Source organism: Nonomuraea sp. 3N208 (assembly GCF_052245935.1).
Lineage (GTDB): Bacteria > Actinomycetota > Actinomycetes > Streptosporangiales > Streptosporangiaceae > Nonomuraea.
The window spans coordinates 344,366-370,553 of the sequence record NZ_JBQQBR010000005.1; the positions used below are offsets into that span (position 1 = coordinate 344,366).

Consider the following 26,188-nt stretch of genomic DNA (forward strand, 5'->3'; position numbering starts at 1 on the left):
ATCCAACGCCTGTAGTCTTTAGGCGGCACCTCTTACCCAACCTATTCCGCATAAGTGAACCAGCCAGGCCGGACCTCCCGCTAGCCCGGCAACTTGGTGCCGAGAAGGCGGATGTAGTACGGAGTCTCGTATATCGTCGTCCTTCCGTTCGGGGCCATGTATGCCTGGTGCGTGATGACCGCCCAGCGCCCGGGGTTCGCTTTTACGAATGCATCCAGCCGGTTATTGGCGTTGCTCGCGTGCAGTTTGTTGGCCCAGGTCTCGACCTCGGCGAGCATGTCGCATACCTCGCCGCCTGTTTCCGCATAGGTCTTCATGAACTCAAGCTTCCCGGCGAACTTGATTGCTCCGCAGAGCCCGCCGATGATGCCCTTGTTCGCATTTACCCGCGAGATCCCCATCCAGGCCTGGAACGGCGTGTACGTGAGGTCGCAGTCGGCGGCCGGGGATCCCTTTTCGCGCCTCTTGCATTCGACGGAGACAGGCTTGTCATCGCACCCCGTCTGCTTCGGGTCATTCGCGCTGAGAATACAGCGGATCACGTCATTCGCCAGGAGCGTGCATCCGCTCTTGTTGTTCGTCCGCTTGAGGCAGTCCATCTGGATGACGCCGGCGCTCAAGCAGTCGCCTGCGGTTCCGCCGCTCACGTGGCACGAGGCGACCCTCTGGGCCACGCCCTTACAGGCAGCCTTGTCGTCTATGCCATAGCCGTCGATGCCGGTTGCGAGATTACCCTTGTAGCTACAGAGGGCATATGCGTCGATCGACGCCTGGCAGCCGTTCCTGCTGCCCGAGCTTCCCTTTCCTCGGCACTCCACGTAGACGTTCGTTCCGCCGTTGCACATCTCGACGACCGGCGATTCGGGCGAACTCTGCGTGCCGCTGTAGTGGTCCCGGCATTGGGCGTTCTTCTCGTAGCCCTCGATGCAGACGGGCCGGGACGTGTTCTTGTCTTTCAAGCAGCCCTGATAACCAGCGTCCCACCCGCAGCGATTCCCGTACCCCATCCCTTCGCACGCGGAACGAACGCCCTTGGTCTGACACGTACGATCCTTACCGCCATGGAGCCGGCAGTCCGCGTAGGTGGTCGTCCCCTTCTTGCACGCGGCGGCATCGTTTTTGTCGAAGCCGAGCTGACAGTCCAGGTTGAAGGACTTCTTCTGCTTGTTCAGCTGGCTCTCTTCATAGCACGCGTTACCCGAGAACTTCTTCTTCGAGCAGGCCGCATAAGTCTTCGTGGTCAGCTTGCCGTCGCCCTTCTTCTTGGGCGTGCTCTTGTGGCCGTCGAGGTCGACGTTGGCGAGGGGGTTGGCGTTGGTGTAAGTGTAGCGGTTGAGCTGGACAGAGGGGTCGCCGCTCTGGGTAAGGGTGTCGCGGCTGATGAAGCTGCCGGTGGTGGGCTGGTACCAGCGGGCGGCCATGTTGATCTTGCCGGTGCTGGGATCGGTGTAACCGCCCTGGTAGCCGAGGGTGTGGGTTGCTCCGGTGCGTGTGATGACCTCGCCGAAGGGGTTGTAGGCGACCGAGTCGATTAGCGAGGTGCCGGTGGCGGTGAAGGCCCCGATGAGGTCGCCGCGCAGGTCGCAGAACGCGAGCTGGGCGCCGCCGCCGTCCGACAGGCCGAGGGTGCGGCCAAGGGCGTCCCGGCCGAACATCGCGGTCTTGGCGCCGCTGGCGACGTCGGTGACGGTGACGAGGTTGTTGGTGGCGCCATCGTAGGTCATGCGCTGGGTCTTGCCGCTCTGCGTGCGGGTTTCGACCCGGTCGAGGGCGTCGTAGTCGTACTGCACGCCGTCGTCGTTGACCAGGCGGTCGAAGGCGTCGAACTTGGAGAGGCGGACCATGCCGCCGCCCTCTTCTGCGAGGGTCCCGCGAGCGGTGTAGGTGTACGTCCGGCCGTCGCCCGCGGTCAGCCTGTCGCGTTCGTCGTAGGTATAGGTCTTGTCGCCGGCCTTGATGCGGTTGCCTGCGGCGTCCCAGCCGTAGTCGGTCTTGACGCCGTCCGGCCCGGTCCAGGATGTGAGCCGGTTGGCCCAGTCGTAGGTGTAGGTGTTCTTCCCGGCGCCGGCGGTTCCGGCCGTGGTCTTGGACGTCATATTGTCGTCCAGGTCGTAGCCGTACTCGATGGACGCGATCGGTGCCGCGGCCGAGGTGGTCAGCGTGTCCTTGGTGAGACGGTTCAGGTCGTCGTAGCCGTAGGTGCGGCGGGCACCGCCTGAGCCGTAGGCCATGCCGGTCAGGCGGTTGGCGTTGTCGTAGCTGTAGTCGATGGTGATGCCGGAGACCGGGTCCACCGATTGCGTGAGGCGATCCGCGTGGTCCCACGTGAAGGTGGAGGTGCCGGTGCCGTCGGTGCGCGTGACGAGCCGGTTGGCGGCGTCATAGGCGTAGACGCCGAGGTCGCCGGCGGCGGCGCTGCTGGACTTGAGCAGCTGGCCGCGGTCGTTGAAGGTGAAGGCCAGGTCGTTGGCGGTGATCATGCGTCCGACCGGGTCGTAGCCGAACGTCTTGGCCTCGGTGTCGGCCTCGGCGGCCGTCCCGGCCTGCTTGACCAGCCGGTTGAGCTCGTCGAAGGTGCTCTCGACCCGCACCCCGCCGGGAGCCAGGCTGGCGACCGGATTGCCGTCCGCGTCGTAAGTGACGGTCCAGGTGCGGTCCTTCAGATCGGGGTGCTGCGCGGTGGCCGGCTCGATCACAGTCTCCGTCAGGCCGAGGCTGTTGTAGGTGGTGTAGGTGGAGTTGCCGCGCCCGTTCGTCGAGCGGGTCTGCGCGCCTGCGGCGTCGTAGCCGAAGCCGCTGGTGATCTGCTCTGTCGCGGAGACCGGCTCGATCAGCGAGGTCATCCGGTTGCCGGCGTCGAAGGTACGGGTGACGGTGTGCCCCTCGCCCGACGTGCTGCTGATCGGGTTGCCGGCCAGATCGTAGTCGACCTTCTTGGTGCGCAGCACCCTCCCCGTCGCGTCCAGCTCTTGGGCCTCGGTCTTGCGGCCGGCCAGATCGTAGAAGGCCGTCGAGGTGAGCCCGAGTGCGTTGGTGGTCGTGGTGGGCCTTCCGGCCAGGTCGTAGCCGAAGGTGGTGGCGTTGCCGAGCGCGTCGGTGTGCTTGGTCAGCGCACCGGTCGCGTCGTAGGCGCGCGTGGAGGAGTCGCCGGTGGGGCGGGTGGTCTTCACCAGCTGTCCCGCGTCGTCGTAGTCCAGCTTGGTGACGTAGATGCCCGGTGTCGGCTTGCGCTCGATCGTGGAGAGCGTGATCTGTCGCCCGAGGTCGTCGTAGGTGGCCTCGGACCGCCCTCCGTTCGGGTCGACGGTCCACAACGATTCGCCGAGCAGGTCGTAACCGAACATCCACGTGCCGGCCGCGGCTCCGCTGGCGGGCGGGTCGGTGACCTTCACCTTGCGGCCCAGCAGGTCGTAGACGGCGGTGGTGATCTGGCCGCGTACGCCGGTCGCCTTGATCACCTGACCGGCCGCGTCGTATTCCGCGGTCGTGGCCGGGGTGATCCGCTGCCCGCCGGGCGGGGTGTAGGCCGGGAAGGTCTGCGCGGTGACGCGTCCTGCCCGGTCGTAGGCCGTCGTGATGGTACGGCCTTCGGGATCGACCTGGTCAGTACGTTCGCCGAAGGTGTTGTAGCCCAGCTTGGACCTGGGCCGCTCGGTGACGGCGGCGCCGCCGTTGCGTTCCACCTGGACGGCGGGCAGCTGTAGCTGCACAGGCAGCCCGGCCGCACTGTAGGTCACGCTGGTGGTGAAGTCGGCCGCGTTGGCCCCCGCAGCGTTGCCGCGCGGGTCGGTCATCGCGGTCACCAGACCGCGATCGTCCACGGTCAGCGTGGAGACCAGGTCGGCACCGTCTTTGTGCACAATCTGCCGGATCGGCTGACCGAGCACGTCGTATTCGTACTCGGAGACCTCGCTCCGGCTCGTGCCCGCGGCGGTGCGCATCACCTTGGTCACGTTGTCGTTCGCGTCGTAGGTGAAGCTGGTCTTGCGCGCCAGCGTCTCCGGGTCCACCACCTGCGAGGTGACCCGCCCGGCGGCGTCGTACGCGGCGTCGACGCGCAGCGTGCCGCCATCGGTGGTCTGCCGGGTCAGCTGCGCGGCCGCGTCGTACACCCGCGAGTCCAGCACGACGTCGCGGCCGGTGGCGGAGCCGTTCAGCTTGGCGCCCTTGGCGATCTCCTCGAACGGCAGGTTGTCGGCGTAGTAGGTGTAGGCGATGGTGCGGCCCATCGCGTCGGTCTTGGACGCCACCCGGCCCGCCGAATCGTAGGCGATCGACTCCATCACCACGTCGGCGGCCTGCTGGGGGGCGAGCGGACTGCCCGTCCATCCCTTCAACACCGTGGTGGCCAGCTGGCCGCGCGGCGTATAGGTGTAGGCCAGCGTGGCACCACGCGAGTCGGTGGAGCTGACCTTCTGGCCCTTAGGGTCGTAGCCGAACCTGGTGACCGCGCCTTCGGGACCGGTGATCGTCTCCTGCCGCCCGTAGGCGTCGTAGGTGTAGGTCGTAGTCCGCGCCGCATCCCCACCCGTCGCATCCGCGCTGGTTTCGGTCAACATCAGGCCGTCGGTGTCGTAGGTGGCCGACCACTTCGGCGTGTGGGTCTTGCCGGTGACCTCGTTCTTGATCCCGGTTCCGGTCTTGGTCAGCACCTTGCCCAAGCCGTCGTAGGTGATCGTGGTGGTCACGCCCTCGGGGTGCGCCTTGGAGATCTCGGTCGTCGAGATCACCCGGCCGAGCACGTCGTGGGTGTGCTTCTTCACCAGCCCGGACGGCAGAGTCTCGCTGACCAGGTCACCGGCGGCGCTGTAGGCGTAGGTAGTCTCGTTGCCTTTGAAGTCCTTGGCTGACCTCACCAAGCCCGCGGGCATGGTGCCGCCGCCGACCGCGGGCTCGGTACCGTCGGTGTAGATCTTGCTCGTGCTGCGACCGGTCGGGAAATCTTCCGTGGCCGGAGTGGTGACCTTGATCTCCTCACCGAACGCGTTCTGCGACCAACTGGTCATGTAGGTCTCATCCGTCGCCGACGCAGACCGCCCGTCCCGCTCGGCAATCTTCACGTCATTGCGGGGGTCGAACGGCTTATCGGCTTCAATGAAGTAGCTGTAGTACTCCGTGGAGCAGTCCGCACCTGCCGTACGACAGGTCTTCTGCGACAGCAGGTTCCCCCGCGCGTTGTAGGCGAGCTCGACCACATTGCCATTCGGGTCGAACACCTTGGACGGATATCCGCCGACATCGTAGGCCCACCTTGTGGTCGCACCCACTTGGTCGGTCTGCGACACCGGACGCTGCCTGCGCTGGGCGTCAGTGACGTAGGTGATGTTCCCGCCGTCGGGGTCGGTCACGACCACGGTGGTGAAGGTGGAGACGGTGGTCTGCTTGGCGTAGGCCGGTTCGGACACCTTCCAGCTGCCACCATTGGCGTCGGTGTGCGTCAGCAGCCGACCGCCGTCGGGGCCGTAGGCATTGCTCGCCTCCACCCGGCCCGAAGGCTGGGTGACCTTGGTCAGCTGTGGCTGCGCGTTGCGGGCGGCGTAGTGACGCGCCACCGCAGGTGCGCTCAGCGGCTTGCCGTACACAGCGACCTCGTCGATGTCGCCGTTGAACGGGAACACCTTCGTGGACGTCGTGCTAGCCGGCCAGGCGGTGCTGCCGTAACCGGTGCCGATCCGCGTCTCCCACATAGCGCCGTGCTTGATCTCCCCGGCCAGCGTGCCCACCGCGACGCCATCCAGGTACAGCGTCTGCAGACTCTCCGGCCCGGCAGTGGAGGTGGCGGGCTTGGACGGTGCGGCCGACAACACCACGTGATGCCAGTTCCCGTCGTTCACCACGCCGGTGGAGGTGATCGGCGTGTGGGCGGCGGTGTAGAACTGGCCGCGCAGTTTGCCGTCGGTACCGACGTAGACCACCGGGATGAACGCCGACGGGGTGTTGTCGGCGGAGTTCTGCATTCCGATGATCGTGCCGGATGCGGTGGTCTTGAACCAGGCCTCCACCGCCACCTCGCCACCCTGACCGCTGATCGCGGTACGCGGCAGTTGTACGAAGGTCGAGGTGGCGGCGCCCTTGAAGCGCATCGACACATCCGGCGACCCGCCCAGCGCGCCCGGCACGCCGACCCCGAGGTCGGCAGGAGTGGTGCCGGTGAGCTTGGCCTCTTCCTCGGTGATGTTCCAGCCCGCCGCATTCGCGACGATCGTGCCCGTCCTGGTCTGGTTCTCATTCAACCGGTAGTAGTACTCCGGCGCCGAGTCGATCACCACGCTCTTGGACCGCGAGGCCGCCGTGTAGCCGTAGGTGGTACACGCCGTAGTTGAGGTAGGCGGGCACACCTTGCTCAACTGATCGCCTTCGTACGTGTACGTCCAGGTCAGCGCCTTGCCATCGACCGGATCAGTGGACACCCCCGTGACGTGATTGCCGGTCCAAGAGAAGGTCAGTGACCGGCTGCCGACCGCAGTCACCTTGATCAGCTTGCCATCGGCGTCCCAGGTAAGGTCCTGCGACCGCCCCCGGTGATCAGCGATCTTGAGTATGCGGCCGGAGACGTCGAACCAGTAGGAGGTGGCCGCCTTATCCATCAGCCGCCATCCGCCGCCGGATTCTGTGGCCAGCGTCGCGAACGTACCCGCCGGGGCGGCAAACGTACCATCGCCCTTGGGTGCGAACCGCAGTTGCTCACCGGACGGATACGTGATCAGCAAACTGCCCTGCGGCTCGGCCTCGATCCGCATGTCCCACCTGGTCGTCCACCCGGCGCCGAAGATGCCGTCGGCACGCGGGTCCAGGCTGTTGTAGGTGCGGGTCACCGACAGCGGCGGACCCACCACCGCTACCGTAGCGTCGGTCACCGTGTGGGAGTAGTTGCCCGAGATGTGGTTGAAGTCCCGGCCCTGCGTGCCTCCAGCGAGCAGCGCGTTGATGTTGCCCTGCTCCACCGCCGGAGTGAAGGTACGCCAGGCGGAGGTCGCCGTCGTGAAAGTGGTGGCGGCCTTGGCCATCCACGAGTACGTCTTGCCCCACGCAAGTTTCTTGTCCGGCACCTGCCAGGCGCCGGTAGTGCTCCACTCGGGCGAGCTTTCGCACCAGGTCCAGTTCGGGGCGGTGCCCTCACACACCTGGAACCAATACTTGACCGGCGCCTCGTTCAACGGGCGAGCGTTCGCCGACAGCACCGGCGTCAGTGTGCTGACCTGGGAGTTGTTGGCAGGCGAGAACGTCTCGAAGGGCAAGGCGCTCACCTTGGCCGATTGCCAGTCTGACCACGGGCTGCTCATGCCCGAGGTCGTGGTGGCCCGAACCCGCCAGCGAATCAGCCAGCCGTCCTTCAACTTATCGGCCGGCACCACGGCCCACGCGTTCGTGCCGGAGGCATACGAGGTCGCCGACGAGCCTGCCCAGATCACACCCGATCCCTGTTCCGCCACGGTCGGATCGTGTTCCATCTCGACATTGAGAACGGACCTGCGATTCTCCGGGTCCGTGACCTTCGCATACAGCCAGGGCGTCAAGGTGGCAGCCGTCCACGACGCCGTACCTCGCACAGCTGGGTCCATCCCCAGCCCTTCGATCGACGGCTTCTTCAGGTCAACCCTGGTCGACTGCCAATCTGACCACGGCCCTGCGACGCCAGAGGTGGTCTCGCCACGGACCCGCCATCGCACCAGCCAGCCATCACTCAATTTGCCACCGGGAATCTGCACCCACGCATTCGAGCCCGAGTCGTACGCCTTCGATCCCTTGCCCGCCCAGATTTGCCCTGTGCCCTGACCGGCCGCTGCGGGATCGTGCTCGATCTCAATGCTCAGATAGGACCCACGCGACTCGGGATCGCTCACCTTCGCGTACACCCACGGCGTCAGTGATGGGACCGTCCATAGACCTGAGCCCTGCGTACCCGGCGTGACTCCCAGTCCAGCGACCGAAGGTTTCTTCAGGTCAACTGTGGCCAATTGCCACTCCGACCACACGCCGCTGGTGCCCGTTGTGGTGACCCCTCGCACTCGCCAGCGGATCAACCACCCGTCGGCGAGTTTCCCAGCAGGCACTTGAAGCCAGGCGTTGGAGCCCGACGCATACGAGGTTTGTCCCCTACCGGCCCAGATAAGCCCGCTACCCTGCCCTGACGACAATGGATCATGCTCAAGCTCCGCGTCAAGGTACGACGCGGAACCGCCGGGATCGGTCACCTTCATAAACAGCCAAGGCGTTAACGAGGACAGAACCCATGTGCCCGAACCTTGAGTCGCGGGCAAGGCCCCCAGCCCGCTTCCTGCCGGTTTGTTCACCTCCACTTTCCCCGCTTGCCATTCTGACCAGGGTCCTGTGGCGTTTCCTGCTTGTCCTCGGACGCGCCAGCGGATGAGCCATCCATCCTGGAGGGTGCTGGATGCGACTGCTGAGCTGGTCAGAGTGGTAGCGCAGGCTCCGGTCATGAAGGGGCTTTGCCCCGTCCAGATCAACCCACTGCCCTGGGCACCGGCAGACGGGTCGTGCTCAACTTCGACCTTCAGCAGGAGCTCACGGCACTCGGGATCGGACACGTGCGCCGAGAACGTCGGCGTCAAGGTGGAGAACGTCCACAACCCCGACGCCAACTGCCCCGACGACGACACGTTCGACACCGTCGGCTTCGTGGTGTCGATCCTGCCGGCCTGCCACTCTGACCAAGGACCCGCGACAGGGCTTGCGGCGTTTCCGGCTTGTCCTCGGACACGCCACCGGATGAGCCATCCATCCTGGAGGGTGCTGGATGCGACTGCTGAGCTGGTCAGAGTGGTAGCGCAGGCTCCGGTCATGAAGGGGCTTTGCCCCGTCCAGATCAACCCACTGCCCTGGGCACCGGCAGACGGGTCGTGCTCAACTTCGACCTTCAGCAGGAGCTCACGGCACTCGGGATCGGACACGTGCGCCGAGAACGTCGGCGTCAAGGTGGAGAACGTCCACAACCCCGACGCCAACTGCCCCGACGACGACACGTTCGACACCGTCGGCTTCGTGGTGTCGATCCTGCCGGCCTGCCACTCTGACCAAGGACCCGCGACAGGGCTTGCGGCGTTTCCGGCTTGTCCTCGGACACGCCACCGGATGAGCCACCCGTCTTGAAGAGTGCCGGTTGGCACCGCTGAACTGCTGAGGGTGCTGCCGCAGGCTCCAGTCATGAAGGGGCTTTGCCCCAGCCAGATCAACCCACTGCCCTGGCCAGCGGCCGACGGGTCGTGCTCAACTTCGACCTTCAGCATGAACTCCCGGCACTCAGGATCGTCTACATACGCCGAAAACGTCGGCGTCAACGTCGAGAACGTCCACAACCCCGACGCCAACTGCCCCGACGATGACAGGTTCGACACCGTCGGCTTCGTGGTGTCGATCCTGCCGGCCTGCCATTCCGACCAAGGACCGTCCACGCCACCCGCCTGCCCCCGAACCCGCCAGCGAATGAGCCACCCATCCTGAAGCTTCCCGGATGCCACCGCTGAGCTGGTGAGGGTGATGCCGCAGGCTCCGGTGTTGTAGGGGCTTTGCCCCGACCAGATCAACCCACTGCCTTGACCCGCAGCCGATGGGTCATGCTCCACCTCAACTTTGAGCAGCAGTTCTCGGCATTCGGCATCGGACACGTACGCCGAAAACGTCGGCGTCAACGTCGAGAACGTCCACAACCCCGATGACAACTGCCCGGACGACGACAGGTTCGACACCGTCGGCCCCGCCAAGGTAACCGCCACTTGTGCATCTCGGGCGCGTTCTTTGACACCGGACCGGACCACGGCCGGACGGGGCAGCGGAGCGGCGGCCGATGCGTTCCGAGCGGGAGGTACAGCGGCTGGCGCATTCCCGGTTGGAGGACTGGCGGGCTCCGGCTCAGACCCTTCAGGGAGGGGTGGCGGGGTCTTCAGGCCTTCGATGGACGAATCGCCGAGTTCGTGCGGCTCGTCCAGCGGTAACGCGCCCTTGGGCCGCTTGCCGCCTTTCACGGTGGCGGTGTCAATGCTGGTCTGGGTGGCCTCGGGGCCAACCAGGTGGGGCAGGTTCTTGGCGTTGCCCGTCTGCTGGACGGGGACGCTGCTTGACGCGCCTTTGGCGGGCGACTGCGGAATATCGAGACGCGTACGGACCGGATCGGCCGCCGCAGGCTCTATCTGTAAGTGGATCAGGCTTGGAATGAGTGCGGCAGCCAGGACCACGGTGATCCTGGCTCGCAAGCGGCCTTTCGGCTTCAGCCCAAAAACGCTGCGCCCCATCACGGCACTCGACCGATTTCGCGCACGCCAAAACGTCATGCGTCACTGCTCCTGCCGTGAAGGGGCGCACCCGAAACGAGAGGCGAATGCGCTCCGATGCCCACCGTAAGATCGACATAAAGAAGATCACCCCCTGTATAGCCGAGTAGTCAATCGGCGCATAGATCCCGTCGCGAACACCGGTCCCTACCGCCTGGAACGGAACAAACGCGACTTGACATCGGCGCAGCTTGCAGAGCGCACATGCTTAACTCCTGTGACTAACGTCACACTGGTAAGCCGTTGTGCCTGATCAGAACGAGAGCGCCCACAGCTTGCAATCCTCCCTGGAGCAAACCGCCGCAGCCCATGAGCGCACCCGAGGCCATGGCCAAATCCCGCTCCTGACCGCCCTCCCAACGAGGACGACCCGGGGTGGCACGGCAAAGTCCGAGTTGATCAAGTGCGCTGTGGCATCCGCCCACCGCGATTCGAACACCCCGTCTTTCGCAAGAGGGGATGACAGCTGCGTCAATCCGCACGCACGGGCGAGCCCGTCCGCGCGGAGCGAGAGGCCATCAGCGAGTTCACCTGCGCGGAGCAACTTCCAGAGATGGTTCGCCCTTGGCCGCCGCCTAAGTCCGGCGCAGGCGCCTCTCGGAGGGCTGGTCTGGTGGATACGGCGGAAGACGCGCGTGCCATCGCCGCTCAGCAGGACCTAGACCACCACGCAGCATGCGCCCAGCCGGCCCTACGGGAGCACCCAATAATCCTTCACCACTGCGATGACGTCCGAACGCCCAATGGTGCCCCGCCGGCGTTGTCCATCTGGGAGCGGGAATCGGGGGCAATGTGGCGGTTGTCGCTCGTGATCCAGATGCGGCCTGCGGCACCGTGGCGTCGAACCACAAGTGGGCGGCTGGACCGCGCGCCACGAACGCCTCCTCCAGGGGCGCGCCGTTAACCTGGAGCCGCGCTTTGGGGTCGTCACTGCACGTCACCCTGTCCCCCGGCACACCAATGACCCCCGAGATATAGAGCTTGCCTGGAGTGATGCGGGTCCAGTCCCGGGGGGCGCGGTAGACGATGATGTCGCCGCGACGCAGGACGTAGGCGCCATCGGTCCGCCGCGCCGAGACACGCGCCTTTGCTGATGGCCGGCTCCATGGGCTCGCTCGACAATGTGAGACTGATCCTGCCGGAGGCCAGGTGGGCGACCCCGCAGCTAGCGGTCGGCGCCAGCAGGAGCAGGCACAGGACCGCCAGGCGTAGACCGGATCACCGGGGAATTGTCCACGGGAGAGCCATCCGTTTCATATGAAGGAATCACAGTCTCATCACCGGAGGAAGCGGCCCGATTAGGCAAGGAGGGCTCGCTCTCCCAGAGAACCGCCCGCGAACAGCCTGCCCCTCTGTTGCCGTTACCACGCCGGTGAGACCCGCTGCCGGGCAGGCCAACTTCTCTCAGGGGCGGCGCGAATCGACTGTCGACGGGCAGGCGCGGCAAAGCTGGGTCTGCCCGGCGATGATCAACGAGGTCCAGCTGGCCGTCCGCCCCTGGCCGGAACACAACGCTTCGCGAGAGAAGCCGCACCCACATATGGAGAGAGCGTCACACAGGCCTGGCCACGAACGCTCCACGTCTCTGTTCTGGCCCACTAGCGCATCTCACCCCGTCGGCCCCGATATACACATAAACCGGGTACACAGAACGAAGATGGACATTTTTGGGCGATATCTGAAGATCACCTGTGAAGACAGGATCATGTTAGACGGAACAGGCGCAGATCTGGTTCCTGTGATCTGAATCACATTCAGGCGACCACTCTCTGCAACATCCCACTAACGGAACATTCGTCCCGTCCGCCATAACCCCCACGTAGCCTGCAAAGACATCTCTTTCCGGTAACGACACGGCGCGGCCTCTGACAGATAACAGCGCGGTAACGCCGGTAACGGCGCCTACCAGATGCCCCAAACCGGGTTCCACCTGCGGAGATCGCCACGCTATGTTCCTTGCTATCCCTTTACTGACGCATGGGACGCATGTTGCGACCCACGACAGAGCAAGGAGCAGTTCCCTTGAAGCGCATCCTCATCCCCGCCGGTGGCGCGATCATGGCTACCGGCCTTCTGGCCGCCGGCCTCGCCGGTGCGGCCCAGGCCGACCCGACGACCGCCGCCGACCCGATGGCGGCGAGCGCTGCCAACGCCAAGGCCATCGCCGAGTTCTGGGCGGACAACAACAGTGCTGCCCTCAAGGCCGCGACTGAGTCCAACGTCTGGGACAAGGCGGACGTCGCCAAGCTGCAGAGCAAGGGCGGCTACAGCTCGGACACCAAGCCGGGCTCGACCGCCCCGATCGGCCAGGAGAAGAAGACCACCGCCAAGGTCCAGAACGTCAACCTGCCGAAGACCATCGGCAAGGTCTTCTTCGTCAACAGCAAGGGCGAGAAGAAGTGGTGCTCCGCCACTTCGATCCAGTCGAAGTACCGCAACCTGGTCGCCACGGCCGGCCACTGCGTGTACGACACCGCCAACAACACCGACGTCATGTCCAAGTGGGTCTTCGTGCCCGGCTACTACCAGGGCAAGGCTCCCTTCGGGATCTACGTCGGTAAGCAGGCCTTCACCCACTACGACTTCGACGTGTACGAGGACTACGACCGCGACTACGCGTTCGTGACCGTGTACAACGGTGTCAAGCTCGACGCCGGCAAGCCGGTCAAGGTGACCATCAACGAGTACAAGGCCGCTCAGGCCAAGGGCCAGGTCACCGACGTCAAGGCCAGCGAGGTCAGCAAGGACGAGTACGAGTCGGCCATCAAGGACCCGAACAAGTACCCGTACTACGACACCAAGCCCGGGACGGACCCGAAGATCGTTGGGCCCGACTACCCCGGTGCGGTCGTCGACAAGAAGGAAGTCTCCAAGGCCGACTACGAGGCCGCCAAGGCCAAGGGCACGGGCAGGGGCCAGGGCTTCATCTACGGTGACCCGATTGTCGAGAACGTGGACAAGGCCACCTGGGACGCCTACAAGGGTCCCGGCGAGAAGGGCGACGGCCCGGACAAGTTCGGTAACTACTACATCACGCACTACTACGTCCAGCAGTGGTTCGTGCCCGGTACGAGCACCAAGTACTACCGAGTCGACTACTACGTGATCGAGGGCTTTGCCAAGGACGCGGGTCGCCTCGGCGACAACGTCGGCGGCCAGGGCTTCGCGTGGAACCAGCCCACCGGCAAGTACGTGCGCGTGTTCGGCTACCCGGCCGCGGCGCACCCCGACGGCAACAAGGCCTACACGGGCATCACGCCGAAGTGGTGCTACGGCAAGACCTCGGGCAAGCTCGTGGGTTCCGCCAAGAAGAAGATCGAGGAGCACGTCGCCCTCAAGTGCGCCATGACCGAGGGCGCCGACGGCGGTCCGTGGCTGTACAAGTACAGCAACGCCAAGCGTCTCGGCTACGTCAACGGTGTTACCAGCACCTTCAACGACCAGGACGGCAACGGCCGCGTGGACTACATCTCCTCGCCGTACTTCGACGGTGAGACGAACACGGTCTACAAGGCTGCGGCCAACGTCTGGTCCGGCAAGATCGTCTAGGTAACGCTCAGTAAACGGTTCTGACCCGAATCGCGTAACTCCTTGCAAGCGGGGGCCCGGCACAACGCCGGGCCCTTCCGCTTTCGCCCCGAAAGTGAAGGCGCTTGGACGCACGCCACACCGAAACGGTGCCACCAGCTAGATGTGATCTGCATCACACCGCCGCCTCGGGTCGGATCAGGAGGACGCCTCGGCATCGCCCGTCACACTGACAACTTCCTTATGTTGATCAGGGCAAACGGTCACAGGAAGACTCTCCCTCAGCTCCTGCGCATCAGCCGCTTAAACATCACAGAACGATCACGCCCGGCTTGTCGCATCTTTTCCGACCAAAGCGACTACCCGAGTTCAAGATCGACACTGTATGTTCCTGGCTATCCCTTTACTGACGCATGGGACGCAAGAGGCGTTCCACGACAGCGCAAGGAGTTACTTGTGAAGCGCATCCTCCTCCCGGCCGGTGGCGCCATTCTGGCCACTGGTCTGCTTGCCGCTGGTCTGGCCGGCTCTGCCCAGGCCGACCCGACCTACGACAGCGAGTACCTGGCCGCCACCGCGGCGAAGGCGGCCGAGACCGTCGAGTTCTGGACCAAGTCCAACAACGCGGCTCTCAGGGGCGCCAAGGCGTTCAGCCCCGACCACCTCGAGGTGGCCAAGATCTCCGCCAAGGGCGGCTATTCCCCGGACAGCAAGCCGGGTTCCACGGCCCCCATTGGCGAGGAGAAGAAGACCACCGCCAAGGTCCAGAACGTCAACCTGCCGAAGACCATCGGTAAGGTGTTCTTCGAGGGCCGTGACGGCAACCTCTACTGGTGCTCGGGCACCTCGATCCAGTCGAAGTACCGCAACCTGGTCGCCACGGCCGGTCACTGCGTGTACGACCTGGCTGCGAACGACGAGGTCGTGTCCCGCTGGGTCTTCGTCCCCGGTTACTACCAGGGCAAGGCTCCCTTCGGGCTCTACGTGGGTAAGCAGGCCTTCACCCACTACGACCTCAGCATCTACGAGGACCTGGACCGCGACTACGCCTTCGTCACCGTCTACGACGGCATCGGCGGCGTCATCAACGCTGCGGACAAGGTCACGTACGACGAGTACGTCGACGCCAACAAGAAGGGCCTGAAGACCGACGTCAAGGCGACCGAGGTCCCCAAGGCCGAGTACGACAAGGCCCAGAACACCCCGGACGCGGTGTACTACACCAGCAAGCCGGGCGAGGCCGCGAAGGAAGTCGGTCCTGACTACCCGGGTGCCGTCGTCGAGAGGGTCGAGGTCACCAAGGCCCAGTACGAGGCCGCCAAGGCCAAGGGCACCGGCCGCGGCCAGGGCTTCATCTGGGGCGACCCGCTCGAGGAGCAGGTCGACAAGGCCAAGTACGACGACTGGGCTGCGGACTCGAAGCGCACGGACGCTGCCGGGAACTACTTCATCACGCACTACTACGTCCAGAAGTGGTCCGTGCCCGGCAAGGACACCAAGTACTACCGTCTCGACTTCTTCGTGATCTCCCACAAGCTCAAGAGCGTTGGCCGCCTCGGCGACAACGTTGGTGGGCAGGGCTTCGCGTGGAACCAGCCGACCGGCAAGTACGTCCGTACCTTCGGTTACCCGCAGGGTGAGCACCCCGACGGCAACAAGCCCTACACGGGTGTCACGCCGAAGTGGTGCTACGGCAAGACCGGCACGAAGACCTACACCGCCGCCAAGTACAAGGTCGAAGAGCACGTCGCGCTGAAGTGCGCCGTGACCGGCGGCTACGCTGGTGGTCCGTGGCTGTACAAGTACAGCAACGCCAAGCGTCTTGGCTACGTCAACGGTGTCACCAGCCTCATCGCTGACACCGACGACAACAAGCGCTACGACACGATCACGACCGCGTACTTCGACGGTGAGACCGCGACGGTTTACAACGCCGCTGCGGCCGTGTGGTCCGGCAAGCTCATCCCGTAGTTCGCTGCGGATCGGAACGTCGACCTGGTCTTCGTTCATTAGCAGTACCAAAGGGCTCGGCCTCCAGCCGGGCCCTTTGGCCTTTTTGGTGAAAAATCTGGCAACAGGCCTTACCAGAGTGACTAATGGGTCGATAGGGTCTTTACACAGTTTCTTGACACCCCGTAGTGGAGCCCCCCGTTGAAGCGCCTGCTCGTTCCCCTCGCCGTCGCCGGCCTGAGTGCCGCCACCCTTGCCTTCCCCACCAGCGCCGAGCCGCACTGGGCCACGGACAACCTCCAGCCCAAGCCCGCGGACGCGTACGGCGCCGCCTACTTCTGGCTCGACTCCAACGGAGCCGCTCTGCGGAAGGCCACCCAGTACCGCCTGGACACCAAGAGCGTGCCCAAGCTCGTGTCATCCGGGAGCAACAGCACTCCCGACGGCAAGCCCGGCATGACCGGTGCGACCGGCACCACCAAGCCTGGCGTGACCAAGAACGTCAACCTGCCCAAGACCATCGGCAAGGTCTTCTTCCTCGACAAGTCGGGCCACTACCGCTGGTGCTCGGCGACCTCCATCCAGTCCAGGAACCGCAACCTGGTCGCCACCGCGGGCCACTGTGTCTTCGCGAACGGCAAGGACGACGTCTACGACAAGTGGGTGTTCGTCCCTGGCTACTACCAGGGCAAGGCGCCTTTCGGCATTTATGCGGGCGCTTACGCCTTCACGGCATACGACCTCGACACCTATGACGACTACGACGGCGACTTCGCCTTCGTGGCCGTCCACAACGGCTTCGCGCTGGCCGGCGAGAAGGAGGTGTCGCACAAGGACTTCAAGGCGTGGGCGGGCGACAAGTGGATCAAGCCGCGCGAGATCGACGCCAAGGAATTCGCCAAGTGCCAGATCAACCTCGGCGAATGCTGGTCCGTAGGCGAGGACAAGCCCGCTGACCTGGTCGGCCCCGACTACCCCGGCGCGGTTCTGGAGAAGGTCGAGGTTTCCAAGGAGACCTACAACGCCGCCAACACCGGTAGGGGCCAGGGCTTCAAGTTCGGCGATCCTGTCGTGGAGCAAGTCGACAAGGCCGCGTGGGACGCCTACAAGGGGCCCGGTGAGAAGGGCAGCGGTCCGGACAAGTTCGGGAACTACACCATTACCCACTACTACACCCAGAAGTGGGTAAGGCCCGGCACCTCGCGTAAGTACTACGAAGCCCACTACATGATCGGGATCGCCAGGGACATGGGTCGCCTCGGTGACGTGATCGGTGGTCAGGGCGTGGCCTGGAACCAGCCGATGGGTCAGTCGGTCGTGGCGTTCGGTTACCCCTCCGCCTCGCACCCCGACGGCGACCGCCCCTTCTCCGGTGTGACGCCCAAGTGGTGCGCCGGCAAGACCGGCACCAAGACGTACCAGGTCAACACGTTCAGGGTCGACACGCACCAGGTGCTCAAGTGCTCCATGACGCCCGGCGCCGACGGCGGCCCGTGGCTCATGCGGTACGACAACGGCAAGCGCAGCGGTTACGTCAACGGCGTGACGAGCATGTTCCACGACCAGGACGGCAACGGCCGGATCGACTTCATCAGCTCGGCGTACTTCGACGGTGAGGTCGCCGCCGTCTACAACAAGGCCCAATACGCCGAGACGAAGAGCATCGTCGGCCCTCGCGGCGAGCTCCTGAAGTAAGCGAGCGAGCTCCTGAAGTAGCGGAAGAGACAAGGGGACGGCCCGGAGCGAGCAGACCGCTCCGGGCCGTCCCTACATCCGTCCCTATTTCAGACGACCGATTCACGACGTCCGATTCACGACGTCCGGCTCATGCGGAGGTGAGCTCGCGCGTGCGCTCCCGCAGCGCCTTCACCCTCCGCTCGTTCTTGTGCGGCTGCAGCCGCCTCCGCAGATCCTCCGCATACGACCGCGACCGCACCGACTGCAACTCCCCCGCCATCGCCATGGCCTTGGAGGCCGTGGAGCACGCCTCCTCCAGCTCCCCACATTGCAACAGCCCCGCCGCCAGCAGGGACAGGTTGAACATCCGCCCCCGTACGTACCGGGAGTCCATGTCGAGCGACCGCCGCGCGTACCGCACGGCCCGCTCCCCCTCCCCCAGGTCGCGGAAGCAGTGGGCGAACTTGGCGGACAGGTACGCCTCGTCGAAGTAGCTCAGCCACCGGGGTTCGTCGGCGGGTTTGCGGGCGTCGAAGGCGCGTTCGGCCGCGTGGAGCGAGGCGCCGCAGGAGCGGGCGTCGCCGCGGCCGGCGTGGGCGTGCGCCTCCAGGACGTGGGCGGAGGCCAGCAGGGTGTTCACGCCCGCGCCTCGGGCTGCGAGCTGGGCGGCCCTGGCCAGGTCCAAGGCGTGAGCTGGTTGGCCCACGTAGATGGCCTGGTGTGCCATGCCGGCCAGAATCTCGCCGCCGAGGGTGTTGTCGCCTGCGCCCCTGGCCAGGCGGAGTGCCTGGATGAGGTAACGCTGGGCCAGGCCGTGCTGCTCCATGTCGTACGCCATCCAGCCGGCCAGCCGGGTCAGCTCGGCGGCCGCGGCGGCCAGCTTGCGGCCGGTGGCCTCAGCGTATGAGCCGTCCTTGAGCAGGGGCGAGACGGCGCTGTCGAGGTATTTGACCACGGACGTGCGGACGCGGCCGCTGCCGAAACGATTGTCGAGCTCACCGAAAGATCGGGTGACCTCGTGGATGGCGGCGATTTCGGCGCGGCCCACGCGCCGCGTTCCCGTGCCGCCAAGGCGTCCCTCTAACGGGGACGTCAACCAGCGCATGGCTCCAATGGAGCCTGCTCCTAAAGCGAACGTCGAGTCGATCAGAAACCTCCGTCTCTCAACATCGGCCCGCCACAGCGCGGTCACAGTCGCGACCCCCTCCTGCCACGTGTGCATGAACTCTTGCCCGAGATCGAGGGGTGTAATGATGGCCGGCATTCCGAGGTCCTCCGAGGTGACCTGCCTGCCGAGCCGGAGCGCGAACAGCTCCGTGAGCAGGCAGGGCACCGGATCTCTCGGGCGCTGGCCACCGATCCAGCGCAATACCGAGCTGTGGTCGTACTTCAGACCGGGGGTGCCACGCGCGGCTCCCAGATCGTTGAGGCGCCTGGCCAATCCCTTGTGGGAAAATCCCGCCTCCGCGATGAGCTGCTGCAGCAGTCGATTCGGCTCGCGTACCATCGCTCTCCTTGTCGCAGGAGCCGCCGCCCACATCATTACAGCGAGCTACTGTTATAGCACCTTGCGTAAGGGATTTATGGCAGTTCCCAAAGGACGTCCAAACTCGTTTCGCTTGCGCCGCCGGCTCCGCGTGTGCTGCGGGTCGCCGGCGGCGGCGAAACGAGTTCGGTCTCGGGCGAGTACCTCACTTACCCAAGGGAACGCCAAGCAATCGGAGAGCGGTCTTGACGTGCCGAAATTCAGCCGAAACTCAGATGCGGGCGACTCCGTCGGCGCGGGCCTGGGCGGCGACCGCGGCGGTGACGGCCGGTGCGACGCGCTCGTCGAAGGGGCTCGGGATGACGTACGCGGGCGTGGCGTCGTCCCCGACGACGCCGGCCAGCGCGCCGGCGGCGGCCACCTTCATGTTCTCGGTGATGGTGGAGGCCCGCACGTCCAGCGCGCCCCTGAACACGCCGGGGAACGCCAGCACGTTGTTGATCTGGTTGGGGAAGTCGGAGCGGCCGGTGGCGACGACCGCGGCGTGCCTGGCGGCCACCTCGGGGTGGACCTCCGGGGTCGGGTTGGACAGGGCGAACACGATCGCGTCCTTGGCCATCGACGCGATGGCCTGCTCGGACACGGTGGACCCGGACAGCCCCACGAACACGTCGGCGCCCGCCAGGGCCTCCTCCGTGGAGCCGGTGTGCCCGGACCGGTTGGTGTCGCGGGCCAGCGCCTCCTTGAACGGGTTGAGGCCTTCCCTGCCCTCGTAGATCATGCCCTTGGAGTCGGAGACCGCGATGTCGCCGATGCCGGCCTCCAGGAGGATGCGGGTGACCGCGACGCCGGAGGCGCCGGCGCCGGCCACGACCGCGCGCAGGTCGCCGAGGGGGCGGCCGGTCAGGCGGGCGGCGTTCTGGAGCGCGGCGAGCACCACGATGGCGGTGCCGTGCTGGTCGTCGTGGAAGACGGGGATGTCGAGCAGCTCGCGCAGGCGGGCCTCGACCTCGAAGCAGCGGGGTGCGCTGATGTCCTCGAGGTTGATGCCGCCGAACGACGGCGCCAGCCGGACGACGGTCTCCACGAGGGCGTCCACGTCGGTGCAGTCGAGGCAGATGGGGACGGCGTCGACGTTCGCGAACTCCTTGAACAGCAGCGCCTTGCCCTCCATGACCGGCATGGCGGCCGAAGGGCCTATATCCCCCAGGCCGAGCACGGCGGTGCCGTCGGTGACGACGGCGACCACCCTGGAGACCCAGGTGTAGTCGTTGACGAGCGCGGGCGTTTCGGCGATGGCGGTGCAGACCCGGGCGACGCCGGGCGTGTAGGCGAGCGACAGGTCGTCCGCGTCGCGGACGTGAACAGTGGAGCGAACCTCGATCTTGCCGCCGCGGTGCAGCGCGAATGCCGGATCGAGATCGAGTTTTTCGACGGATGCAGAAGCGGGCGTGGCAGCCACAGCGACCCCTGACAATCGTTGGAAATCGATAGAAGCGTAGAAACCTTCGGCGGACGAGCGCGAGCGGTCTGGCTTCGGTAGCTGCCAGGATCCCCTCGGCGATCATCGTCGTGAGGGGGTTCGGGGGTCACCCGTCATCCCATCCTGCCACATGGTGAGATGGTGTTCGGTGTCGGCGTTGTCGCCGTTCCGTTGACGCATCGTTAAACCTCTGATGACCGACTGGTGCAAAACCCCACTTAAACTGCACAAAACCCCGAGTACCACTTTCGAGGAGGCCGTACATGGCCCTCAGTCTTAAGGGCCGCCGTGGCTACGCCGCCGGCGCGCTCGTCCTGACCGCTGCTCTCGCGCTGACCGCGTGCGGCAGCGACACCGGCTCGAGCTCCGGCACCACCGCTGCGACCGCCGGCGCAGCCGGCGGAGTCAAGCTGGTCCAGCCCGGCAAGCTCACGGTCTGCACGAACATTCCGTACGAGCCGTTCCAGTTCAAGGACGGGAGCGGCAAGATCGTCGGATTCGACGTGGACATCGTCGACCTGGCCGCGAAGAAGCTGGGCGTCACGCAGAACATCGTGGACATCGACTTCGCGGTGATCAAGAGCGGCGCCGCCATGGCCGCGGGCAAGTGCGACGTGGCCGCCGCCGGCATGACGATCACCGACGAGCGGAAGAAGAACATCGACTTCTCCGACCCGTACTTCGACGCCACGCAGGCGCTGCTGGCCAAGAAGGGCACGGGCGCGACGTCGCTGGCCGACGTCAAGGCGAAGAACCTCAAGCTCGGCGCCCAGGCCAGCACCACCGGCCTCGACTACGTCAAGCAGCAGGGCTTCAACCCTACCGAGTACGCCGACTCCGCCAAGGAGCTGCTGGCCCTGCAGGCCGGACAGGCCGACGTGATCGTCCAGGACCTGCCGGTCGTGCTGACCTGGCTGAAGAAGCCTGACATCGCCGCGAAGTTCGAGCTGATCGGCAGCCTCGACACCGGCGAGCAGTACGGCGTCGGCCTCAAGAAGGGTGCCGACCCGGTCCTGCTCAAGACGATCAACGAGGAGATCGCCAAGGCCAAGCAGGACGGCACCTACGAGAAGATCTACATGAAGTGGTTCGGCAAGAAGCCGGGCGAGCTGGGCTGATCCATGGCCGACCAGCCGAAGACGGCTGAGCCTGCCCGCGCCAGGCTCAGCCCTCGGAAGAAGCAGCGGATCGTCCGGGGCATCCAGTATGTCGTCCTGGTTCTGGTGCTCGTCGGTGTCGCGTCGTATGCCGACTGGGGCAGCCTGGCGCAGAACTTCGCCAAGGCCGAGGTGGCCCAGGAGGCCCTGCCCGAGCTGTTCACCGTCGCACTGAAGAACACGATCGTCTACTCGGTCGGCGGGTTCGTCATCGCGTTCGTGCTGGGCCTGGTGTTCGCGCTCATGCGGATCTCCCAGGTCCGGCCCTACCGCTGGATCGCGATCGTCTACATCGAGATCTTCCGCGGCCTGCCCGCGCTGCTGATCTTCCTGATGATCACGTTCCTCCCGCTGGCGCTGCCCGGGTTCGCCGTGCCCGGCGGAACCTACGGCCAGGGCATGCTCGGGCTCGGCCTCGTGGGCGCCGCCTACCAGGCAGAGGTCTTCCGCGCGGGCCTGCAGGCCGTGCCCAAGGGGCAGACCGAGGCCGCGAGATCGCTGGGCATGTCCGCCTCCCGCGCGCAGTTCACCGTGGTGATCCCCCAGGCGATCCGCATGGTCATCCCGCCGACCATGAACCAGTTCGTGGCCCTGCTCAAGGACTCCTCCCTGGTGTTGTTCCTCGGCGTCTCCGGCGAGTACGTCGAGCTGGCCAAGTTCGGCAATGACCTGGCCTCCCAGTACGCCAACGCCACACCGATCATGGTGACCGGCGTGACGTACCTGATCGTCACGATCCCGCTGGGATACCTCGTGACTCGGTTGGGTGGACGCAAGGGGAGGACCGTATGACGCACGCCATCGAGCTGAGAGACCTGCACAAGTACTTCGGCCAGAACGAAGTGCTCAAGGGCATCGACATGGCGGTCGAGCCCGGCCAGGTGGTCTGCGTCATCGGCCCCTCGGGGTCGGGCAAGTCCACCCTGCTGCGCTGCGTGAACCTGCTGGAGGCGCCCACCAGGGGCAAGGTGTTCGTCGAGGGCGTCGAGGTCACCGACCCCGACGTGGACATCGACGCCGTACGACGCCGCATCGGCATGGTGTTCCAGCAGTTCAACCTCTTCCCGCACATGACCGCGCTGCAGAACGTGATGATCTCCCAGCAGCGGGTGCTCAAGCGGAGCAAGAAGGAAGCCGAGATCGTCGCCAGGGAGAACCTGGAGAAGGTCGGCGTCGGCGAAAAATGCGACTCCTACCCGGTGCAGCTGTCCGGCGGGCAGCAGCAACGGGTGGCGATCGCCAGGGCGCTGGCCATGGACCCGGACCTGATGTTGTTCGACGAGCCGACCTCGGCGCTGGACCCGGAGCTCGTCGGAGACGTCCTCACCGTCATGCGCAAGCTGGCGGAGGAGGGCATGACCATGCTCGTCGTCACCCACGAGATGGGGTTCGCGCGCGAGGTGGCCGACCGGGTGGTGTTCATGGACGGCGGCGTGATCGTCGAGGACGGCGCGCCGGCAAAGGTGATCGGCGACCCCAGCCAGGAACGCACCCGCGCGTTCCTGCACCGCGTCCTGCACCCGGAGGGTTGACCACCCAAGGGGATGGCACCGAGCAGGCGGGATGCGCCGGCATCCCGCCGCTCATGTAATACTCCGGCATGGACCTGACCTCTTACGCCGAGTGGGCGGTCCGCCTGGCCAACGATCCCGCGCCGCCGCCCGACCTGATGCGGCTGCGGGACGAGCTGGCCGCGGTCTTCGACGCGGCCGGTGACGATCGGGCCGTGGCGGAGCTGCTCAACGCCCTGCTCGTGCGTTATCCGGTGCGTCCGCAACTGTCGGACCACGACGGCCACGGCTGGCACCTCCACCTGGCCGAGGACCCCGCCGCCACCGCCGTGATGGGCTTGGCCGCGGTCGTGGCGGAGCTGGGCGTGGATCGGCTGGGCCGCTGCCGTGAGCCGCACTGCGGGCAGGCCTTCCTCGACACCTCCTCCAACCGCTCCCGCCGCTACTGCTCGGCCCGCTGCGCCAGCCGCGCCAACGTCGCCGCCTTCCGCGCCCGCCGCAAGAACGTCTCCTGAGCCGCCAGAACGGCCCCAGGCCGCTCTAGCGTCGCCATCTCCTCATCAGGGGCCAGTAGCGCAGCACGACACGCCCCACGATGTCGTGGACCGGCCCGAAGTCCCAGCTGTCGCGCCGCCCACTGGCCCGCTGGTTGTCACTCTCCAGCCACCACCCGTCCGCCCCGTGCCACTGGGCCCGTTTCACGATCAGCTGATCGGGATCACCGGGGAGCCTGGCCACCACGAGATCGCCCGGATGGACGGTGGCGTTCCTGCGCACCAGGAGCCAGTCACCGGGAACCAGCCCTGGGCGCATGGAGTCCCCCTCGACACGCACTCGCATACGCTCTGACCCCCCACTCCGCAGGCGTTCGGACCCGAGTAAGGTCGGTTGTGGACCAAGCTGATTCAGCATCCAGGAAGGACTTTCTGATGCTCGCACGACTGCTACGACCCAAGCATGTCGCTTCCGCACACTGCGACCTGCCCTGTGGGGTCTACGACCCCGCTCAGGCCCGTATCGAGGCCGAGTCGGTCAAGGCGATCATGGAAAAGTACGCGGCCAACGAGGACGCGGTCTTCCGGGCCCGCGCGCTGACCATCAAGGAGGAGCGCGCCGAGCTCGTCAAGCACCACCTGTGGGTGCTGTGGACCGACTACTTCAAGCCTCCGCACCTCGAACAGTACCCCCAGCTTCACCAGCTCTTCTGGGACGCCACGAAGCTCGCGGGCGCCGCCGGTGCCAAGGGCACGGTCGACGTCTCCAAGGCCGAGGACCTGCTGGGCAAGATCGACGAAATCTCCAAGATCTTCTGGGAGACCAAGGCCGCCTAAAACGGCACATAAGGCTCTGTGCGGTCACAAGCCGCGCAGAGCCTTTTCGGTCGATGGCGAGTCTGAATCGTCCAAGCACCTCTCCGGGGCGGTAAGTTGCAGTTGGCATCGGATTCGCGAGGAGGAACGTGACCGAGGAAACCGAGACGCGCGCGGAAGGCGTGGCCGACATCCGCGACGTGGTGAGCATCAGGCTCCCCGCCGCGAGTGCCTACCTATCTGTGTTGCGTACGGCCACCGCCGGACTGGCGGCGCGGCTGGACTTCACGCTGGACGAGATCGAGGATCTGCGGATCGCGGTCGACGAGGCGTGCGCCATGTTGCTGAGCGAGGCGGTGCCAGGCACCGACCTGACGGCCGAGTTCGAGCTGACCGGGCACGAGATGCAGGTCAGAGTCGAGGTGGCGACGGTCGGCAGCTCCGCGCCCAAGCGGGACGACTTCGCCTGGATGGTCCTGACCGCCCTGGCGGACGATGTCGACGCGGTGACCGACTCCCCCGATCGCATGGCGATCGTCCTGCGTAAGCGCCGAGGCGCGGCGAGGTCGGCGTGACGGAAGGGACTGGAGCCATGGCCACCAGCGAACACGCCGTGCCCGACAGGGTGCGCGCCCGCCAGCTTTTCGCCGAGCTGGCCGAGCTGGGACCTGAGGAGCCGCGCCGCCAGCGCATCAGGGACGAGCTGGTCGAGCTTCACCTTCCCCTGGTCGAATACCTCGCTCGCCGCTTCCGCAACAGGGGCGAATGGCTCGACGACCTCACCCAGGTCGCCACGATCGGTCTGATCAAGTCCATCGACCGCTTCGACCTCAACCGCGGCGTGGAGTTCTCCACCTACGCCACGCCCACCATCGTCGGCGAGATCAAGCGACACTTCCGCGACAAGGGCTGGGCGGTCCGGGTGCCGCGCCGCCTGCAGGAGCTCAAGCTCTCGCTGACCAAGGCCATAAGCGATCTGTCGCAGCGCGAGGGCCGCGCCCCGACGGTGGCCGAGCTGGCCTCCTACCTGAAGATGACCGAGGAGGAGGTGCTCGAGGGCCTGGAGTCGGCCAACGCCTACTCCACCGTCTCGCTCGACGCGCCGGACTCCGGCGACGACGACGCCCCCGCGGTGTCCGACTCGCTCGGCATCGTGGACGAGTCGCTCGAGGGCGTCGAATACCGCGAGTCGCTCAAACCCCTGCTCGAGCGGCTGCCGCCGCGGGAGAAGCGCATCCTGCTGCTGCGCTTCTTCGGCAACATGACGCAGTCGCAGATCGCCACCGAGCTGGGCATCTCGCAGATGCACGTCTCGCGCCTGCTGGCCCGCACGCTGGCGCAGCTGCGCGAGGGACTGACAGCCGACGACTAACCGTCGCCGTAGAGCGCGTGGGTGGTGGGAGGCACCAGCAGCGTCACCAGCCCGGTCAGGGCGACCACGGTCAGCGGGATCCCGAGCTGCGGCTGGCCCGACTGGATGAGCGTGACGGCGACGGGCGCCACGAAGATCTGGGCCAGCACGCCGGGCGCACGCCCCCACCGCTCCATTTTGAACAGGCCACCCCAGGCCACCCAGAGCAGCCCGGCCCCGACCAGCGCCGCGAACGCCGCCTCTGCCACGGCTGTGGTCATGTCGTCAGGTTTGCCGGTCAGCGCCTCCACCGCGACGAAGACGCCTAGCCCGAGGGCGACGAGGCCCTCAAGGGCGACGACGACGACGGCGATCATGAGGGTGAGTGGACGACGATTCACGCCCGTACCCTATCCCGCGAAGACCACGTCCCGAGCAGGTGGCGA

At 65.9% G+C, this 26,188-nt stretch carries 18 protein-coding genes; 12 read left to right on the top strand and 6 right to left on the bottom strand.

Annotation, left to right across the window (positions count from 1 at the left end; translation table 11 throughout):
* Positions 1-80: 80 nt before the first annotated feature.
* Positions 81-7,238: an RHS repeat-associated core domain-containing protein gene (locus tag ACTWPT_RS09775; protein ID WP_443176948.1), complete on the bottom strand. Its 7,158-nt coding sequence runs from the start codon at positions 7,236-7,238 to the stop codon at positions 81-83.
* Between ACTWPT_RS09775 and ACTWPT_RS09780 the strand changes: the two genes are divergently transcribed.
* Both ACTWPT_RS09780 and ACTWPT_RS09785 read left to right on the top strand, forming a co-directional pair.
* Positions 7,192-7,776 carry a hypothetical protein gene (locus ACTWPT_RS09780; RefSeq protein WP_443176949.1) on the top strand — a complete coding sequence of 195 codons (585 nt, stop codon included), beginning with the start codon at positions 7,192-7,194 and terminating at the stop codon, positions 7,774-7,776. The genes ACTWPT_RS09775 and ACTWPT_RS09780 overlap by 47 nt on opposite strands.
* Positions 7,777-8,367: 591 nt before the next feature.
* Positions 8,368-9,111: a hypothetical protein gene (locus ACTWPT_RS09785; protein WP_443176950.1), complete on the top strand. Its 744-nt coding sequence runs from the start codon at positions 8,368-8,370 to the stop codon at positions 9,109-9,111.
* 1,753 nt (positions 9,112-10,864) lie between these two features.
* Here the strand turns inward: ACTWPT_RS09785 and ACTWPT_RS09790 are convergent.
* Entirely contained in the window at positions 10,865-11,335 is a 471-nt protein-coding gene (locus ACTWPT_RS09790; RefSeq protein WP_443177005.1) for a S26 family signal peptidase, read from the bottom strand.
* A gap of 976 nt (positions 11,336-12,311) precedes the next feature.
* On the opposite strand from ACTWPT_RS09790, the gene ACTWPT_RS09795 reads away from it, so the two are divergent.
* From ACTWPT_RS09795 to ACTWPT_RS09805, 3 genes are all read left to right on the top strand, one after another.
* Positions 12,312-13,838 carry a trypsin-like serine peptidase gene (locus ACTWPT_RS09795; RefSeq protein ID WP_443176951.1) on the top strand — a complete coding sequence of 509 codons (1,527 nt, stop codon included), beginning with the start codon at positions 12,312-12,314 and terminating at the stop codon, positions 13,836-13,838.
* A 435-nt stretch (positions 13,839-14,273) separates the two neighbouring features.
* Complete coding sequence (locus tag ACTWPT_RS09800) at positions 14,274-15,788, top strand: hypothetical protein (protein WP_443176952.1); 1,515 nt, start codon at positions 14,274-14,276, stop codon at positions 15,786-15,788.
* 180 nt (positions 15,789-15,968) lie between these two features.
* Positions 15,969-17,462, top strand: a complete 1,494-nt coding sequence (locus ACTWPT_RS09805; RefSeq protein ID WP_443176953.1) for a hypothetical protein — start codon at positions 15,969-15,971, stop codon at positions 17,460-17,462.
* Positions 17,463-17,592: 130 nt separating this feature from the next.
* On the opposite strand, the gene ACTWPT_RS09810 is transcribed toward ACTWPT_RS09805, so the two are convergent.
* Positions 17,593-18,951, bottom strand: coding sequence for a hypothetical protein (locus ACTWPT_RS09810; protein WP_443176954.1), 1,359 nt, complete (start codon positions 18,949-18,951; stop codon positions 17,593-17,595).
* A 250-nt stretch (positions 18,952-19,201) separates the two neighbouring features.
* On the bottom strand, positions 19,202-20,392 hold the full coding sequence (locus ACTWPT_RS09815) for an NAD(P)-dependent malic enzyme (protein ID WP_443176955.1): 1,191 nt from the start codon (positions 20,390-20,392) through the stop codon (positions 19,202-19,204).
* 284 nt (positions 20,393-20,676) lie between these two features.
* Between ACTWPT_RS09815 and ACTWPT_RS09820 the strand changes: the two genes are divergently transcribed.
* The 4 genes from ACTWPT_RS09820 to ACTWPT_RS09835 all read left to right on the top strand — a co-directional run bounded on the left by ACTWPT_RS09820 (position 20,677) and on the right by ACTWPT_RS09835 (position 23,596).
* Complete coding sequence (locus ACTWPT_RS09820; protein WP_443176956.1) at positions 20,677-21,531, top strand: ABC transporter substrate-binding protein; 855 nt, start codon at positions 20,677-20,679, stop codon at positions 21,529-21,531.
* Positions 21,532-21,534: 3 nt separating this feature from the next.
* The gene (locus ACTWPT_RS09825; protein WP_443176957.1) at positions 21,535-22,362 is read left to right on the top strand and encodes an amino acid ABC transporter permease; all 828 of its coding nucleotides are present in this window, start codon (positions 21,535-21,537) and stop codon (positions 22,360-22,362) included.
* Positions 22,359-23,102, top strand: a complete 744-nt coding sequence (locus tag ACTWPT_RS09830) for an amino acid ABC transporter ATP-binding protein (protein ID WP_443176958.1) — start codon at positions 22,359-22,361, stop codon at positions 23,100-23,102. Before ACTWPT_RS09825 ends, ACTWPT_RS09830 begins: the two co-directional genes overlap by 4 nt.
* Before the next feature lie 68 nt (positions 23,103-23,170).
* Positions 23,171-23,596, top strand: coding sequence for a CGNR zinc finger domain-containing protein (locus tag ACTWPT_RS09835; RefSeq protein ID WP_443176959.1), 426 nt, complete (start codon positions 23,171-23,173; stop codon positions 23,594-23,596).
* Between the two features lie 25 nt (positions 23,597-23,621).
* Here the strand turns inward: ACTWPT_RS09835 and ACTWPT_RS09840 are convergent, their stop codons facing one another.
* The gene (locus ACTWPT_RS09840; protein WP_443176960.1) at positions 23,622-23,993 is read right to left on the bottom strand and encodes a S24 family peptidase; all 372 of its coding nucleotides are present in this window, start codon (positions 23,991-23,993) and stop codon (positions 23,622-23,624) included.
* A 17-nt stretch (positions 23,994-24,010) separates the two neighbouring features.
* On the opposite strand from ACTWPT_RS09840, the gene sodN reads away from it, so the two are divergent.
* The 3 genes from sodN (at position 24,011) to ACTWPT_RS09855 (ending at position 25,763) form a co-directional block, all read left to right on the top strand.
* Positions 24,011-24,412, top strand: a complete 402-nt coding sequence (gene sodN / locus ACTWPT_RS09845) for a superoxide dismutase, Ni (protein ID WP_221519206.1) — start codon at positions 24,011-24,013, stop codon at positions 24,410-24,412.
* Between the two features lie 128 nt (positions 24,413-24,540).
* A complete protein-coding gene (locus tag ACTWPT_RS09850; RefSeq protein ID WP_443176961.1) occupies positions 24,541-24,966 on the top strand; it encodes an anti-sigma factor in 426 nt (141 codons plus the stop codon).
* 17 nt (positions 24,967-24,983) lie between these two features.
* Positions 24,984-25,763 (top strand): RNA polymerase sigma factor SigF, encoded by a 780-nt coding sequence (locus ACTWPT_RS09855; protein WP_188197456.1) that lies wholly within the window; start codon positions 24,984-24,986, stop codon positions 25,761-25,763.
* Here the strand turns inward: ACTWPT_RS09855 and ACTWPT_RS09860 are convergent.
* The gene (locus tag ACTWPT_RS09860) at positions 25,760-26,143 is read right to left on the bottom strand and encodes a hypothetical protein (RefSeq protein WP_443176962.1); all 384 of its coding nucleotides are present in this window, start codon (positions 26,141-26,143) and stop codon (positions 25,760-25,762) included. The two genes, ACTWPT_RS09855 and ACTWPT_RS09860, sit on opposite strands and share 4 nt — an antisense overlap.
* Between the last annotated feature and the right edge of the window lie 45 nt (positions 26,144-26,188).